11 protein-coding genes and 1 tRNA gene are annotated in these 16238 nt (G+C 67.7%); 5 read left to right on the top strand and 7 right to left on the bottom strand.

Features of this window, described 5'->3' with window-relative positions; all coding sequences use genetic code 11:
• Nucleotides 1–33 precede the first annotated feature (33 nt).
• Nucleotides 34–1014, bottom strand: a complete 981-nt coding sequence (locus tag B5Y19_RS12100) for a dihydrodipicolinate synthase family protein (protein ID WP_055727191.1) — start codon at nucleotides 1012–1014, stop codon at nucleotides 34–36.
• Nucleotides 1015–1234: 220 nt separating this feature from the next.
• On the opposite strand from B5Y19_RS12100, the gene B5Y19_RS12105 reads away from it, so the two are divergent.
• Nucleotides 1235–2143, top strand: a complete 909-nt coding sequence (locus B5Y19_RS12105; protein ID WP_055727190.1) for a LysR family transcriptional regulator — start codon at nucleotides 1235–1237, stop codon at nucleotides 2141–2143.
• A 275-nt stretch (nucleotides 2144–2418) separates the two neighbouring features.
• On the opposite strand, the gene B5Y19_RS12110 is transcribed toward B5Y19_RS12105, so the two are convergent.
• The 3 genes from B5Y19_RS12110 to cpdR form a co-directional block, all read right to left on the bottom strand.
• Nucleotides 2419–3144, bottom strand: coding sequence for a spermidine synthase (locus B5Y19_RS12110; RefSeq protein WP_055727189.1), 726 nt, complete (start codon nucleotides 3142–3144; stop codon nucleotides 2419–2421).
• A gap of 1014 nt (nucleotides 3145–4158) precedes the next feature.
• Nucleotides 4159–4233, bottom strand: a tRNA-Val gene (locus tag B5Y19_RS12115).
• Nucleotides 4234–4399: 166 nt separating this feature from the next.
• Nucleotides 4400–4759 (bottom strand): cell cycle two-component system response regulator CpdR, encoded by a 360-nt coding sequence (gene cpdR / locus B5Y19_RS12120; RefSeq protein WP_038363805.1) that lies wholly within the window; start codon nucleotides 4757–4759, stop codon nucleotides 4400–4402.
• Nucleotides 4760–4980: 221 nt separating this feature from the next.
• On the opposite strand from cpdR, the gene B5Y19_RS12125 reads away from it, so the two are divergent.
• Nucleotides 4981–5901: an N-formylglutamate amidohydrolase gene (locus tag B5Y19_RS12125; protein ID WP_055728300.1), complete on the top strand. Its 921-nt coding sequence runs from the start codon at nucleotides 4981–4983 to the stop codon at nucleotides 5899–5901.
• Between the two features lie 303 nt (nucleotides 5902–6204).
• Entirely contained in the window at nucleotides 6205–6987 is a 783-nt protein-coding gene (hisN, locus tag B5Y19_RS12130) for a histidinol-phosphatase (RefSeq protein WP_055728301.1), read from the top strand.
• Here hisN and B5Y19_RS12135 read toward each other — a convergent pair.
• Nucleotides 6892–7947, bottom strand: coding sequence for an alpha/beta hydrolase (locus B5Y19_RS12135; protein ID WP_055728302.1), 1056 nt, complete (start codon nucleotides 7945–7947; stop codon nucleotides 6892–6894). The two genes, hisN and B5Y19_RS12135, sit on opposite strands and share 96 nt — an antisense overlap.
• 252 nt (nucleotides 7948–8199) lie before the next feature.
• On the opposite strand from B5Y19_RS12135, the gene B5Y19_RS12140 reads away from it, so the two are divergent.
• Nucleotides 8200–8664: an Hsp20 family protein gene (locus B5Y19_RS12140; protein ID WP_055728303.1), complete on the top strand. Its 465-nt coding sequence runs from the start codon at nucleotides 8200–8202 to the stop codon at nucleotides 8662–8664.
• Between the two features lie 84 nt (nucleotides 8665–8748).
• Here the strand turns inward: B5Y19_RS12140 and B5Y19_RS12145 are convergent, their stop codons facing one another.
• Nucleotides 8749–9732 carry a hypothetical protein gene (locus B5Y19_RS12145; protein WP_079591514.1) on the bottom strand — a complete coding sequence of 328 codons (984 nt, stop codon included), beginning with the start codon at nucleotides 9730–9732 and terminating at the stop codon, nucleotides 8749–8751.
• Nucleotides 9733–9825: 93 nt separating this feature from the next.
• A complete protein-coding gene (locus B5Y19_RS12150) occupies nucleotides 9826–10881 on the bottom strand; it encodes a threonine aldolase family protein (protein ID WP_055731045.1) in 1056 nt (351 codons plus the stop codon).
• Nucleotides 10882–11541: 660 nt separating this feature from the next.
• Here B5Y19_RS12150 and gltB point away from each other — a divergent pair.
• Entirely contained in the window at nucleotides 11542–16230 is a 4689-nt protein-coding gene (gene gltB, locus B5Y19_RS12155; protein ID WP_079591515.1) for a glutamate synthase large subunit, read from the top strand.
• Nucleotides 16231–16238: the final 8 nt, after the last annotated feature.

Consider the following 16238-nt stretch of genomic DNA (forward strand, 5'->3'; position numbering starts at 1 on the left):
CTTTCCCTCTCCCTTCGTCGCTTGTGATGTCGTTCAGCCGACCTTGGCGAGCGGCGCCTTGCCGGGCTTCAGCCCGCAGCTTTCGAAGGCGGCGCGCGTCGCGGCCTTTTCGGCCTCGGTCAGCTCCAGCATCGGCGGCCGGACGCGGCCGCCGACCTGGCCGAGCAGCTCCTGCCAGTATTTCTGATGGGCATGCGGCTTCTCGGCGGGCCGCGTGCCGCGCAGCGCCTCGCGCACCGGGTTCAGGCTGTCGCGCACTGCGCGGGCCTTCTCGGCCTCGCCGCGGAAGGCGAGGTCGGTGTATTCGCGCATGCGCAGGTCGTTGGCGGTCTGGATCAGATAGGGCGGCGAGGAGCAGAGATAGAGCTGCCAGCCGAGCTCGAGGATGTTGTCGAGCCATTCCTCCTCGGAGGCGGTGCTGACCAGGATGCGATCGCTGGCAAGGCGGGTGAGCTCGGCATACATCGGCCGCGGCACGCTGTACTTGATCGCCACGACATTCTCGATGTCGGCGAGCCGGTTGCAGAGCTGCGGGCTCATCAGATAGCCCGAATCCGGGTGGCTCCAGAGCGCAATGCCGATATCGACCTTCTCGGCGATGGTCCGGTAGTATTCGTAGAGCGTCTCGTCCTGTGCCTTGAAGAAATGCAGGATCGGTGCGTGCACGACGATATAGTCGGCGCCGACCTTCTGGGCGTGGCGGGCGAGATCGATCACCACGTCCATGTTCTGGTCGGAGCAGGACATGATGGTCTGGCCGCGGCTTGCCGAGGCCTCGACCGCGAGCTCGAAGCTCTTCTTGCGCTCCTCGATCGACATCGAGAAGAACTCGCCCTGCTTGCCGGCGATGAACAGGCCGTCGATCTTCAGATCCTCGAGCCAGTGGCGGATATTCTGCCGGAAGCCGTCCTCGTCGACGGCGAGGGAATTGGTGAAGGGGGTGAGCGCGGCCGCCCAGATGCCCTTCATATGGGCGCGGGCATAGGCCTTGGCGTCCTTCCTGGCGTATTTCATGAACCCATACCCTCGCATTCCGGCACGCTCCGGGCCGCGTGGCCGGCGACGGATCGGATCGGCCTTCCCGCCGCTCCTCCGCGATGCCGCCTTGCCGCTTCTCGCCCGGCACCACCCCTCCGAATGGGGGCGATGCGGAATGATGGCATGGGCGGGCTATACGGCAACTCGCAACATTCGTATGAATTCGGAAGCTGTCCTTATAAATCGAGTCCCCCCGATGGCGGTCACGCTGCGCCAGATCCAGGCCTTTCTCGCCGTCGCCGAGCAGGGCACCTTCACCAAGGCGGCCGAACGGCTGCACATGGCGCAGCCGGCGCTCTCGCAGCTGGTGCGCGAGCTCGAGCGCGAGCTCGGCATCCGCGTGCTCGACCGCACGACGCGCCGTGTCGAGCTGACCGAGGGGGGGCGCGAGTTCCACGGCGCCGCCCTGAAGGTCGTGCAGGATCTCGACACGGCGGTGCAGAACGCCAACGGGCTGGCGGAGCGCCGGCGCGGGCGCATCGTGGTCGCCGTCCCGCCCCTGCTCGCGGCGGTGATCATGCCGCCGACGATCGTGGCTCTGCAGGAGAAATACCCCGGCCTGCAGGTTGCGATCGTCGATGCGCGCAGCGATCTCGTCGTCGAGGCGGTGCGCTTCGGCCGGGCGGATTGCGGCGTCGGCACCTTCTCGGCGCTGGAGGACAATATCGAGCGCAGCCCGCTGACCCGCGACAGCCTGATGCTGTTCTGCGGGCCCGCCAGCCGTTTCGCGGCGCGCGAGGCGGTGCTCTGGCGCGATCTCGCGGAGGAGCCGCTGATCACGCTGACGCGCGACAGCGGCATCCGCCTGCTGGTCGAAGTCGGCTATGAGAGCGCCGAGATCACGCTGAAGCCGGCCTATGAGGTGACGCAGATCACGACGGCGCTGGCCCTGGTCGAGGCCGGGCTCGGCATCGCCGTGCTGCCGACCTATGCGCGGGCGGTCGCGCCGGCGAGCGTGGTGGCCCGGCCCCTGGCCGAGCCCTCGATTGCGCGCGACATCGTCATGATCCGGCCGAGCGGGCGCTCGGTCTCGCCGGGGCTGTCGGCCTTCGAGACGCTGCTGCGCCGCTTCGTGCGCCAGCTCGCGCCGAGCGAGGAGAGCTGAGGGCGACGGCAGCCTTCGGCCAGGCCGTATTCTGCTATCCCGTCACCGAGGCCAGCCATGCGAGCCGGCGGATCGCCGAGGACATGGGCGGGCAGGTCGTCGATTGCGAGACGCCGAAATACGCGTCCGTGATCGATCGGATTCCCGCGGGCCATTCATGGGCTGCTGGCGGCCGCCTTTCCGCCGTCGGCAGGCCAGGCAGATGGGCCGGCAGCCGCGGAACGGCTTCCCATGCACCCAGCCCGTCGACGTTGCGCTTGTCAGAAGGCGGCGGCCTATCCGGCGACGAGCTCCAGCGAGGCACTCTGTTCCGATCGCGGATGCTGCGCGTCCGTGTCGGCGCGGGCAAAGTAGATGTGGTGAAACGCGTCGGACCGGCCTCCGATCAGCTGGATATCCTCGCGGTGGCAGCGCCAGGACTCCGCGGCGAGGTTGCGCTGAAACGGCTCGGAGATCGTGGCCGACCAGAACGCGGCGATGCCGCCGGGACGAAGAGCGTTGCGGACCGCCGCGAGACCGCGCCGCTCATAGAGGCGGTCGTTCACCTCCCGGACGGTGAAGTCCGGGCCGTTGTCGGTGTCCATGAGGATCACGTCGAAGGTGTCGGGATTTTCTTCGAGGATCTCCATCACGTCGGCAACACACAGTTCGACGCGAGAATCCTGCAAGGGCTGGCCGGCCAGCAGGCCGAGCGGGCCGCGGCTCCATTCGACGATCTCGGGGATCAGTTCGCTGACGACGATGCGCGATGTCGAATCGAGCAGGTCGAGCGCCGCACGCAGCGTGAAGCCCATGCCCAGCCCGCCGATCAAGACGGTCGCGGGCTTGTTGCCATAAAGCCAGAGCGCCCGGGTCGCGAGGCTGCCTTCCGACTGGTGGTTGAGATTGGACATCAGTTCCAGTCCGTTGAAGCGGATCTCGAAGATGTCGCTGCGTCGTCGCAGCAGGATTTCATCACCGGCCACGGTGGTGGCGCGGGCCAGTTCGGTCCAGAGTGTCATGACGATTTCCGCTCGGCGCGCGCAAGGCGGCCGATTCTGTTCGGGATGTTGGTGAAAACCAGCTGCGGGTTGTCCGGCGATCAACGCCCGGACAACCCCGGGGCATTGTTTGCCCTGGTCCCGATAAGCAGGGGGAAAAGTTCCTCTGCCTTGGAAATGTCATTGCACATGACCATGTGCGTCAGTCTGGCAGGTTCGCACACCAAGAGCAATGCGGCGGTTTTGCAGCCATTCCCAGGTCAGGATGGCGATGGTCGTGTCGAGCGAAGCATCGCCGGCCCGGCCTGATCTGGACGTTGCTTCGAGGCCGCCTTGCTACTGGCGCCGTCATTCATCGGTGCGGCCGAAAGACTGCACTGTAGCCGAGGCGTCGGCCTCTCGGCTCGATGCCGTTCTTGACCTGGAGCGCGCGCAGGGAGTGGAAGGATGACGCTTGTCCGGCCCTGGCGGCGTCGACACCGTGCAGCGGCAGCGTACACCAGCCCGCGACGCCGAGCGCCACGATCGCCCCGACATGGCACCGCCCGTGAGAGAGCGATTCCATTGCGGGAGGCTTCAGTCCGATCGTCGCGCCCGTTCGGTCCGACCGAGAAAAGCGGGCATGGCGAGCCCGGCGGGCGAATCGGAAGAACGCAGCGTCATGGCGACGAAAACGTCGCATGGGCGCGATTATTCCCAAGCGGGCGAGATCGTCTCGAAATGCCGGTTCGGGATGCATCTCCGGCTGGCCGGAATCACGGATGGGGGGGCGCCTTCACGAAGGCTGCCCGGGGCCGACGCGAATCGGCCGGCGCGCGCTTTTGGTGAGGCGCTCTCCTTCACGCCTGCTCCGCCGGCGAATGAACGCGTGAGGGGAGGCGCGTCCGTGCTACGGAGGCGAATTCGGAGGGGGCTTGCGGCTGGTGGCCGTGATTTCCGGCGATGAGGCCGGCTATGGCACCAAACAGCAGAGATCGGGGGGCTTGTGGAAGACCCCGAGGAGCATTTCTTCAATGGTCCCCGGGGCTTCAAAAATGGTGGGCGCGACAGGGATCGAACCTGTGACCCCTACGATGTCAACGTAGTGCTCTCCCGCTGAGCTACGCGCCCGTCACCGCCTTGAGCGGCTTCCGGTAGCGTGTCCGGGCCGTGTGGGCCGCGATCACGCTGCGAGGTGAGGGGGCTATAGCGACTCGCCTCGCGGCTTGCAAGGCGTTTGCCGCATAAATTCTCCGGGGCTGTTGGCATCTCCGGTTGCGGGATGCCTGGCAGCCTCTCAGGCCGCCAGCAGCTTCTCGACTTCGTTGACCAGCTCGCGCAGGTGGAAGGGCTTGGACAGCACCTTCGCATCCTTCGGCGTCTGCGAATCGGGGTTCAGCGCGACGGCGGCGAAACCGGTGATGAACATCACCTTGATGTCCGGATCGAGCTCGGTGGCGCGGCGCGCCAGCTCGATTCCGTCCATTTCCGGCATGACGATGTCGGTCAGCAGGAGCTCGAACGGCTCCTCGCGCAGGCGGTTATAGGCCGACAGGCCGTTGTCGAAGGAGGCGACGTCGTAGCCTGCGTTCTGCAGGGCCTTGACCAGGAAGCGACGCATGTCGTTGTCGTCTTCCGCGAGCAGTATCTTCGTCATGGGCCTGTTGTGTCCGTCCCTGAGGCCTGTATCTCGATGCGTCTGGCGCCCGTCCCAAAGTCGGGCCTGGAACGGCTGGGTACTCACCCGCCCGTGCAGTTGGAACCATGCGCTTTTATAAGGCGGCATCATGGTAAACAACGCGTGAATCCGGACAAGGATTTCCACGGTTTCGCGACATCGCTTCAACCGCCCCGGTTTGTGTGCTTCTCTCAGGCGAGATGAGCCTCTCCAGCGCCCCCTTTCCGCCGGGACCCGACGATGTCGTCGCCGAGATCGACCGGCCCTACAGCCTGTACCAGCCGGCCTTGCAGGTCGTGCCGGTCGTGGTCGACGTGCCCCATGCCGGGCGCTGCTACCCGCGCGGCTTCGTCGATGCGGCGCGGCTGCCGCTGCGCAGCCTGAGGCGCTCCGAGGACGCCTTCGTCGACCGGCTGTTCGGGCAGTGCGTCGCGCTCGGCGCGCCCTTGCTGGTGGCCGAATTTCCGCGCGCCTATCTCGATGTGAACCGCGAGCCCTACGAGCTCGACCCGCGTATGTTCGACGGGCGGCTGCCGCCCTTTGCCAATACCCGCTCGATGCGCGTCGCCGGGGGGCTCGGGACGATTCCGCGCATCGTCGGCGATGCGCAGGAGATCTATTTCGGGCGTATCCCGGTCGAGGAGGGGCTCGCCCGAATCGACGGGCTCTACCGGCCCTATCATGCCGGGCTGCGCGGGCTGGTGCAGCGCACCCAGGCCGTGTTCGGCACCTGCATCCTGGTCGATGCACATTCGATGCCTTCCGCCGGGCTGGATCGCGACGGGCTGTCCAAATCAGACATCATCCTGGGCGACCGCTTCGGCACCAGCGCCGCCGGCTACGTCATCGACATCGCCGAGCAGGCCTTCGCCCGGCTCGGCTTCAGCGTCACGCGCAACCGGCCCTATGCGGGCGGCTTCATCACCGAGCATTACGGGGCGCCTTCGGCCGGGGTGCACGGGCTGCAGATCGAGGTGAACCGGGCCCTCTACATGAACGAGTCGACGCTGGAGCCGCATGCCGGCTTCGCCGCGATGGAGCAGGCGGTCTCGGGCGCGATGGCCGAGTGCTTCGCCCGCTGGAGCGGCTGGCTCGACGAATGGCGCGAGGCGGCCGAATAGCGAGGCGGCAGCGGGGCCCGGCCAAGAAAAAAGGGCCGCACACTGGCGTGGCGGCCCAAGTCTAGGGAGGAAACGCCCAAGGAGGGCAACGAAGGTTTGAGGTCATCTCCCCTTCGCAGTGCACAATATGTGGGTGCGCTGCAAAACGCAAGCGGAAACAGCTGAAATCGCGGGTGGCATGCATGCGGCGCATGACTTGGTTGGGGTTTTCAAGGTTTTGACGGATTTTTCGATATTGCGCGTCATTGCGAACCGCGATTTCAAGAGGCCGATGCTGCGGAGCAGCAAAAGGGGGACCTGTTCATGAGCGCAGTCGATTTCGGCGCTTTCGTCGCGGAGCTGGCGACTCAGTCGGGCCGGGCGATCCTGCCGTTCTTCCGGGCGCATCATGCGACCGAGGACAAATCCCAGGGCGGTGTGTTCGATCCGGTGACCGAGGCCGACCGCGCCGGCGAATCGGTGATGCGCCATCTGATCAAGCGGCAGTTCCCGGCACATGGCGTGCTCGGCGAGGAGTTCGGCAGCGAGAACACGGAAGCCGACTATGTCTGGGTGCTCGATCCGATCGACGGGACGCGCGCCTTCATCTCCGGCATCCCGGTCTGGGGCACGCTGATCGGGCTGACGCGCAAGGGCGTGCCGGTCTACGGCATGATGCACCAGCCCTTCTCGGGCGAACGCTATTCCGGCGACGGGCGGGAGGCGCGCTATGAGGGGCCGGGCGGCGCACGGAAGCTGCGCACGCGGGAGGTCGCCGATCTCGCCGGTGCGACGCTGATGACGACCTCGCCGGCCCTGTTCAAAGGCGAGGAGGCCGAGGCCTTCGGCCGCGTCGAGAGCGAGGTGCGGCTGTCGCGCTATGGTTGCGACTGCTACGCCTACTGCATGCTCGCGGCCGGCCATGTCGATCTCGTCATCGAGAGCGGGCTCAAGCCCTACGACATCGTGGCGCTGATCCCGATCATCGAGGGCGCGGGCGGCGTCATCACCTCATGGGACGGCGGCAGCGCCGCCAGCGGCGGGCGCATCCTCGCCGCCGGCAGCAAGGCGCTGCATCAGGCTGCCCTCGCGCGCCTCGCCGGCTGAGTCGGCGACGGCCAGGTCCTCGCCGGGGATGAAGGCGTCGAAGGCGGCCCAGAACTGGGCGCGGATCTCGTCGCTTTCCATCAGGATCTCGTGGCGTGCAGTCGGCAGCACCAGCGCCGAGCCGGTCTTGAGGCGCGCGGCGAAGCGCTCGATCGCCGGCGTCGAGACGACCGGGTCCTGCCCCGCGGCGACGACCAGCGTCGGCACCTTCACTTCCAGGGCGGCGGAAGGCGCTTTGAGACGGGCCATCAGGCGAAACGCGGTGCGGATCCAGGCGATGGTCGGGTCGCCGATGCTGAGATGGCGCGCGCTGGCCGAAAGCGCGCTGTTGCGGGCATAGCGCAGCGGGTCTCCGGTCAGCCGGTTGCCCTCGAAGGGCTTGGTCGCGATCGCCGTCTCGCCGCCGCCGGGGATGAAGGCGCGGCCGAAGCCGAGCCAGTAAAGCAGGCTCGCCAGGCGGCTGGACCAGACCGGGCGCTTGACCATCGACAGGCCGAGCATCGGCGCGAGCGCGACCATGCGCGAGACCGGCAGGGCGCCGTGGCGGGCGGCGTCGAGGCAGAGCGCCGCCCCCATCGAATGGGCGAGGACGAAATAGGGTGGCGGGAACTTCGCCTGCATCTCGGCCATGGCCAAGGCGAGATCGGCCTCGTAGTGGCGCAGGCGCCCGACATGCCCCTTGCGCTCGCGGCTGACGAAGCGCTGCGAACCGCCCTGGCCGCGCCAGTCGAAGGACAGGACGTGGAGGCCGCGCCGGCGCAGCTCGGCGACGGTCTCGCTGTAGCGCTCGATGAACTCGGCCCGGCCCTGGACGATGACGATGCTGCCGCGGATCGGCTTGACCGTCGGGCGCCAGCTGGCGAAGCGCAGGCGCGCGCCGTCGCCCGTCATGGCGAGCCAGACCTTGCCGTGGCCCGGCACCGGGTAGTCTGGGTGGGCGAAAAGAACGGCCTCGGCCATCGCGGGCTCCGCTTCGCGGCTGCCCGCTCACCGGCCGCCGAACTCAACCGGAGCGGCCCCGGTCAGGTCGATGCGACCAGCGCGGCCCGGCTCCCGAGCTTGGTTTATGCCTCTTCGCAAGGGCTCTTGAAAAGGCGGAAAGCCATCCCAGATCAGTGATGCGCAGGCCGGAACCGGCTGCGCAACCTGAAACCGGGCCCGCGCTCATGCGAGGCGGGCTGACCAGACTGTCGCTTCTTCGGAGGACATATCATGCGTCAATTCGATCTCTCTCCTCTCTATCGCTCGACCGTCGGCTTCGACCGCCTGTTCAATCTCCTCGACCAGGTGACGAGCAACGACGCCGCGCCGGGCTATCCGCCCTACAACATCGAGCGGACCGCCGAGAACGCCTACCGCATCACCATCGCGGTCGCCGGCTTCGGCGAGGCTGACCTCTCCATCGAGTCCAAGGAGAACGCGCTCACCGTCAAGGGCGAGAAGCAGGCTGCCAGCGCCGAAAAGCGCGAGGTCCTGCATCAGGGCATCGCCGCCCGCGCCTTCGAGCGCCGCTTCCAGCTCGCCGACTACGTCCAGGTGACGGGTGCGAGCCTCGAGAACGGCCTGCTCCATATCGACCTCGTGCGCGAGATTCCCGAGGCCAAGAAGCCCCGCCAGATTCCGATCGGCGCCGCTTCGGCCAAGGTCCTCGAGGCCAAGGTCGCCAAGGCCGCGTAATCCGATCGGCCCAACCGGCTGAAACGAGAAAGGCTCCCGGAAACGGGAGCCTTTTTTGTTAGTGCGTCGTGCCCGGTCGCCCGATCACTCGGTCGGGGCGAAGGGCGGGATCCAGACGCCGGGCCGCGCAGGCTCGGTCTTGGGAGCCTCTGGCTTGGGAGCAGGGGCGACCGGCTGGGCAGCCGGCGCTTCCGGCGCGGGCGCGGAGGCGGTCGACTGCGCCGGCTCGGCGCTGCCCTCGGGCTTCTGCGCCTCGGCCGGATTGCTGCCGGGCTCGACCAGCTTCGGCTTGTCGGCTCCGGTTTCCGGATTGGCCGGGCCGGGAGAAGGCTCGGCAGGTTTCGCGGCCGGCGGCGGCGATGCCGTGGCGGGGGCACTCGCTTCCAGCGGTGGCTGCTCGGCGGGCTTCGCCGGTTCCGGCGCGGGCGGTGCTGCGGGCGCTGGTGGCGACGCGGTCGCGGGAGCGCTCGCCTCGACCGGCGCCTTCTCCGCCGGAGCGGCCGGTTCGGGCGCCGGCGGCGTGGCCGGAGAGGGCGGGGCGGCCGTGGCGGGCGCGCTGGCCTGCGCCGGCGGCTTCAGTTCGGCCGGGCGTTCGGGCGGCTGGGGCACGAGGCGTGGACGCGGCGCCGTCTGGTCCTGCCGCGGCTCGGCACGGGCGACATGGGGCGCGGCGGCGGTGCGGCCGCGCAGCGGAACCCGGCGGATCAGGTCGCCGGCATAGGCGTCGAGGATCAGCCGCAGGCGCTGCCCGTTCGCGGTCTCGCCGTCGACGGCATAGGTGTCGTCCCGCCGGATCGAGCGCTCGATCCGGACGAGGCCGTAATCGCGAGCGGCGATGCGGTTGATCTCGTAGGGCGAGACCGGAGCCGGAGCGGCGCGCGGAACCACTGCCCGCGGGCGCGGTGCGTAGCCATAGTCGTCGCGATAGCCATAGGCCGGGTACGGATCATATCCGTCGTCATAATAGTAGTACTGGGCGCCGGCGGTTCCCGCCATGCCGGTCAGAGCGCCGGCCACGACCAGGCCCATCAGAGCGATGCGCCCCGGTGCGGTCGAACGATTTGCCATGCCATCCTTCCTTAACGACTGCTTGCGTGGCGCGCAGTCTTGTTAGTGATTGCGGCAGGCATGGGGCTGGAAACGGGGCGGGAATCGGCCTTTTCAGCCGGCGATCGCCGTAATCAGGCGCTCGACATGCGCCGGCTCCGTCGCGAAGGACATGACGAAGCGGCCGAGAATCTCGCCTTGCCGGAGCGGTGCCTCGGGCGGCAGCGAACGGGCCGACCATTCGTAATAGCCGGCGCCGGCAGCCTTCAGCCGCGCTTGCGCGGCCGGCGGCAGGACGATGAAGACCTCGTTTGCCTGGCAGGGCCAGGCGAGACGGGCCTGGTTGCCCTGCGCGACCGCATCCGCCAGCCGCTTCGCCTGGGCGTTGGCGTGGCGGGCAAGCTCCAGCCAGTGGTCGTCGGCGAGCAGCCCCTCGAACTGGGCTCCGAGGAAGCGGCCCTTGGACAGGGTCTGCCCGGCGCGCTTGCGGCGCCATTTCATCTCCTCGGCCCGGGCCGTGTCGAAGAAAATCACGGCCTCGGCCGCGAGCGCGCCGTTCTTGGTACCGCCGAAGGAGAGGACGTCGACGCTGGCCTTCCAGGTGATTTCGGCCGGCGTGCAGCCGAGCGTGACCAGCGCGTTGGCGAAGCGGGAGCCGTCCATGTGCAGCGCAAGGTCGCGCGGCGCGGCGGCGGCCTTCAAGGCACGCACCTCGTCCGGGGTGTAGACCGTGCCGCATTCGGTGGCCTGCGTGATCGTCAGCGCCTGGGCCTGGACCTGGTGGAAATCGCCGGCGCGCAGATGCGAGAGCGCCCGCGTCACGGCCTCCGGCGTCAGCTTGGCGCCGACGCCGGGCAGGTCTACCAGCTTGGCGCCGGCGGTGAAGAATTCGGGCGCGCCGCATTCGTCCTCGACGACATGGGCCTCCTCATGGGTGAGGACCGCGCCCCAGGGCCGGACGAGGCTCGCCAGGGCCAGTGCATTCGCCGCCGTGCCGGTCAGGACGAGGAAGACGGAAACCTCATGCTCGAAGAGCGCGGCGAAGCGTTCCTCGACGCGCCGCGTCCAGTCGTCCGCGCCGTAGGAGGGGAGGGAGCCGGCGTTGGCGGCGGCGAGGGCGGCCATGACGCGGGGGCTGGCGCCGACGGTATTGTCGCTGAAGAATTCCATGACCGAGGGTTAGGCGGATGGCGGCTTCCTGCCAAGCGGCGGAGGCGAAGAGGGGGCTTGCGCGCTGCGCCGAACGGTTCGGCCCAGTCCCCTGGATCGCTTCGCTGCGCTTGCGATGAGGATCGGGGCTCATTGGGCAGGAAAACAAGAAGCGTGCTGCCGGAGTCAGGCTTTCATGCCGGAAATGTCTGGCGCCGATTCGATTTTGCAATAAAATTTCGCCGCGGTGCAAAATCGGCGCTTGTGCGTAGATTGGAATTCTGGCAAGTTCATCGCAATAGGACAGTGTTGCTGTCCCATTTTTCACCGCGCCGACCGAAAGCCGCTGCAGGCTGGAGGTCGCGCCGTCGCGATGGAGCGGAGCATGACGAAAGGCCGGGCTGCTGATGCCAAAGCCGACCGTACGTGCGCCGTCCGTAAAACGACGGCCTGAGACAGGCGCGGCCGGGCGATAGCGAGCCCGAAGCGCCTGCGGAGGACGCGGGCGCGGTGGAAACAAAGCGCAAGTAAGCCTCCGACGAGACGACGGCCGACCCGCCTTGGCCTCATCCGCGCTGCCGACCGGGGGTGTCGGTGCCGAGGCCTGCCGCGGGAAGGATTGTGACTGACGGTCTGTCCGCCGGTGAAGAGCCAGCGGGGTTCTGGGGAGCAGGTTTGACGATGAGCGCGACCAGCAAGGCGAGCGGCGCAGAGGGGTTCGAGCGTTTTCCGGAGGTGCGAGATCCGGCGCTGCCGACGCGGCAAGGCCTCTACAACCCGGCCAATGAGAAGGATTCCTGCGGCGTCGGCTTCATCGCCGACATGAAGAACCGCAAGAGCCACGCCATCGTCCAGCAGGGCCTGCAGATCCTGCACAATATCGACCATCGCGGCGCCGTCGGGGCCGACCCGAAGCTCGGCGACGGCTGCGGCATCCTGGTCCAGATCCCGCATCGCTTCTTCAAGGAAGAGACGGCGAAGCTCGGCATCGCGCTGCCCGAGCCCGGCTTCTACGCCATCGGCCAGTTCTTCATGCCGCGCGACCCGGCGATCCGCGCGCTCTGCGAGGAGATCATCGCCCAGACCGTCGAGGAGGAGGGCCTGACCTTCCTCGGCTGGCGCGACGTGCCGGTCGACAATTCCGATCTCGGCAGGGCGGTGCTGGCGACCGAGCCGATGCACCGCCAGCTCTTCGTCGGACGTCCCGCCGATTTCGCCAGCGAGGACGAGTTCGAGCGGCAGGTCTACGTCCTCAGGAAGTCGGTCTCGAACAAGGTCTACAAGCACCAGGAACGCAAGACGGCGGAATATTACCCGGTCTCGATGTCCTGCCGCACCATCGTCTACAAGGGCATGGTGCTGGTGAACCAGCTCGGCTCCTACTTCAAGGATCTGCAGGACGAGCGCTTCGAGAGCGCGCTCGCGCTCGTGCACCAGCGCTTCGCCACCAACACCTTCCCGTCCTGGCGCCTGGCGCATCCCTACCGGATGGTCGCCCATAACGGCGAGATCAACACGCTGCGCGGCAACGTCAACTGGATGGCGGCGCGGCAGGCGAGCGTCGATTCCGAGCTCTTCGGCTCGGACATCTCGAAGCTCTGGCCGATCTCCTATGAGGGCCAGTCCGACACCGCCTGCTTCGACAACGCGCTCGAATTCCTGGTGCAGGGCGGCTACTCGCTCGCCCATGCGATGATGATGCTGGTGCCGGAGGCGTGGAACGGCAACCCGCTGATGGACGAGCAGCGGCGCGCTTTCTACGAATACCACGCCGCGCTGATGGAGCCCTGGGACGGGCCGGCCGCGATCGCCTTCACCGACGGGCGCCAGATCGGCGCGACGCTCGACCGCAACGGGCTTCGCCCGGCGCGCTATCTCGTCACCGATGACGGTCTCGTCGTGCTCGCTTCCGAATTCGGCGTGCTGCCGATCCCGGAGGAGAAGATCGTCGAGAAGTGGCGTCTCCAGCCCGGCAAGATGCTGCTGATCGATCTCGAGCAGGGCCGCATCATCGGCGATGACGAGATCAAGACCTCGCTGTGCCTCGCCAACCCCTACAAGGACTGGCTGAAGCGCACCCAGATCGTGCTGGAGGACCTGCCGCCGGTCGAGGCGCGGGCATCGCGCACCGACGTGCCGCTGCTCGATCGCCAGCAGGCCTTCGGCTACACCACCGAGGATGTCCGCCTGCTGATGGCGCCGATGGCGGTGACCGGTCAGGAAGCCGTCGGTTCGATGGGGACCGACACGCCGATCTCGGCGCTCTCGCTCAAGTCGAAGCTGCTCTACACCTATTTCAAGCAGAACTTCGCGCAGGTGACGAACCCGCCGATCGACCCGATCCGCGAGGAGCTGGTGATGAGCCTGCTCTCCTTCATCGGGCCGCGTCCCAACATCCTCGATCTGGAGGGCACCTCGCGGCGCAAGCGCCTCGAGGTCCGCACCCCGATCCTGACCAATGACGATCTCGAGAAGATCCGCTGCATCGGCCATTACGAGGATCGCTTCGACACCAAGACGATCGACTTCACCTATCCGGCGCGCGAGGCCGCGGCCGGCATGGAGGGCGCGGTGGCGCGGCTCTGCGAGCGCGCGGAGGCAGCGGTCCATGGCGGCTACAACATCATCATCCTGTCCGACCGGCAGGTCGGGCCGGACCGCATCCCGATCCCGGCGCTGCTGGCGACGGCGGCGGTGCATCATCACCTGATCCGCAAGGGCCTGCGCACCTCGGTCGGCCTCGTCGTCGAATCCGGCGAGCCGCGCGAGATCCATCATTTCTGCTGCCTCGCCGGCTACGGCGCCGAGGCGATCAACCCCTATCTCGCCTTCGACACCCTGCTCGACCAGCATGAGCAGGGCGCCTTCCCGGAGGAGGTCGACGCCGAGGAAGTGGTCAAGCGCTACATCAAGTCGGTCGGCAAGGGCGTGCTCAAGGTGATGTCCAAGATGGGCATCTCGACCTACCAGTCCTATTGCGGCGCCCAGATCTTCGACGCGGTCGGGCTCCGGAGCGCCTTCGTCGACAAGTTCTTCTTCGGCACCGGCACCGCGATCGAGGGGGTCGGCCTCGACGAGATCGCCGAGGAGAGCCTGCGCCGCCATCGCGACGCCTTCGGCGACTCGCCGCTCTACCGCGACAGCCTCGATATCGGCGGCGAGTACATGTACCGCGTCCGCGGTGAGGACCATGTCTGGAAGCCGGACGTCGTCGCCTCGCTGCAGCATGCGGTGCGCCTCAATGCGCGCGAGCGCTACGAGGATTTCGCCAGGCAGGTCAACGACGATGCCGAGCGACTCAGCACCATCCGCGGCCTGTTCAAGGTCAGGATGGCGGTGGATGACGGCCGCGCTCCCGTTCCGCTGGAGAGCGTCCAGCCCGCCGCCGAGATCGTGAAGCGCTTCGCCACCGGCGCGATGTCCTTCGGCTCGATCTCGCGCGAGGCGCATGAGACGATCGCGCTCGCGATGAACCAGATCGGCGGCAAGTCGAACACCGGCGAGGGCGGCGAGGAGCCGATCCGCTTCAAGCCGATGCCGGATGGCCGCTCCAAGCGCTCGGCGATCAAGCAGATCGCCTCCGGCCGCTTCGGCGTCACCACCGAATACCTCGTCAATGCCGACGTGATGCAGATCAAGGTCGCGCAGGGTGCGAAGCCCGGCGAGGGCGGGCAGCTGCCCGGCCACAAGGTCGATGCCAAGATCGCGCGGACCCGGCATTCGACGCCGGGCGTCGGCCTGATCTCGCCGCCGCCGCATCACGACATCTATTCGATCGAGGATCTGGCCCAGCTGATCTTCGACCTGAAGAACGTCAACCCGACCGCAGACGTCTCGGTGAAGCTCGTCTCCGAGATCGGCGTCGGCACGGTGGCGGCAGGCGTCGCCAAGTCGCGCGCCGACCACATCACCATCTCGGGCTTCGAGGGCGGCACCGGCGCAAGCCCGCTGACCTCGCTGAAGCATGCCGGCTCCCCCTGGGAGATCGGGCTTGCCGAGACGCAGCAGACGCTGGTGCTGAACCAGCTGCGCGGGCGCGTTGCGCTGCAGGTCGATGGCGGCCTGCGCACCGGGCGGGACGTCATCATCGGCGCGCTGCTCGGCGCCGACGAGTTCGGCTTCTCGACCGCGCCCCTGATCGCGGCCGGCTGCATCATGATGCGCAAGTGCCACCTCAACACCTGCCCGGTCGGCGTCGCGACGCAGGACCCGGTGCTGCGCAAGCGCTTCAAGGGCCTGCCCGAGCATGTGGTGAACTACTTCTTCTTCGTGGCCGAGGATGTCCGCCAGATCATGGCGGAGATGGGCTTCACCAGGATCGAGGAACTCGTCGGCCGTTCGGACCTGCTCGACAAGCGCGGGGCGATCGCCCACTGGAAGGCGAAGGGGCTCGATTTCGGCAAGCTCTTCCACAAGGTCGACCTGCCGGGCGTGGCGATCCGCCATGTCGAGCTGCAGCAGCACCCGATCGACAGCGTGCTCGACCGCCAGCTCCTCGCCGAGGCGGCCGACGCGATCGAGACCGGCAAGCCGGTGGTGATCGAGAGGCCGGTCGGCAATGTCGATCGCTCGGTCGGCGCCATGCTCTCGGGCGCGGTCGCCAAGCGCTACGGCCATGCCGGCCTGCCCGAGGACAGCATCACGGTGAAGCTGAAGGGCACTTCGGGCCAGAGCTTCGCCGCCTTCCTCGCGGCCGGCGTCACGGTCGAGCTCACCGGCCAGGCCAACGACTATGTCGGCAAGGGGCTTTCCGGCGGCAAGCTGATCGTCCGGCCCGACCCCGCCTCCAGGGCGGTGCCGGAGCGCTCGATCATCGTCGGAAACACGGTGCTCTACGGCGCGATTTCGGGCGAGGCCTATTTCAGGGGCGTCGCCGGCGAGCGCTTCGCGGTGCGCAACTCCGGCGCCATCGCGGTCGTGGAAGGCACCGGCGACCATGGTTGCGAGTACATGACCGGCGGCGTCGTCGCGGTCATCGGCCAGACCGGGCGCAATTTCGCGGCCGGCATGTCCGGCGGCATCGCCTATGTGCTGGACGAGGACGGCACCTTCAAGTCGCGCTGCAACCTCTCGATGGTCGATCTCGAGCCGGTCGAGGAGGAAGAGGACCTGATGGAGCGGCTGCACCATCATGGCGGCGACCTCGAGCACAAGGGCCGCATCGATATGGCCGACATGTCGGGCCATGACGACGAGCGCCTGATGCAGATGCTGACGAACCACTTCACCTATACCGGTTCGCAGCGCGCCCGCACGATCCTCGACAACTGGGCCGATTACCGCACCAAATTCGTCAAGGTGATGCCGGTCGAGTACCGCCGGGCGCTGCGCGAGATGGAGCAGGCCCGCAGCTTGCAGGCCGCGGAGTAAGCGAGACG

The sequence above is a fragment of the Allobosea thiooxidans genome (assembly GCF_900168195.1).
GTDB classification, from domain to species: Bacteria; Pseudomonadota; Alphaproteobacteria; order Rhizobiales; family Beijerinckiaceae; genus Allobosea; species Allobosea thiooxidans.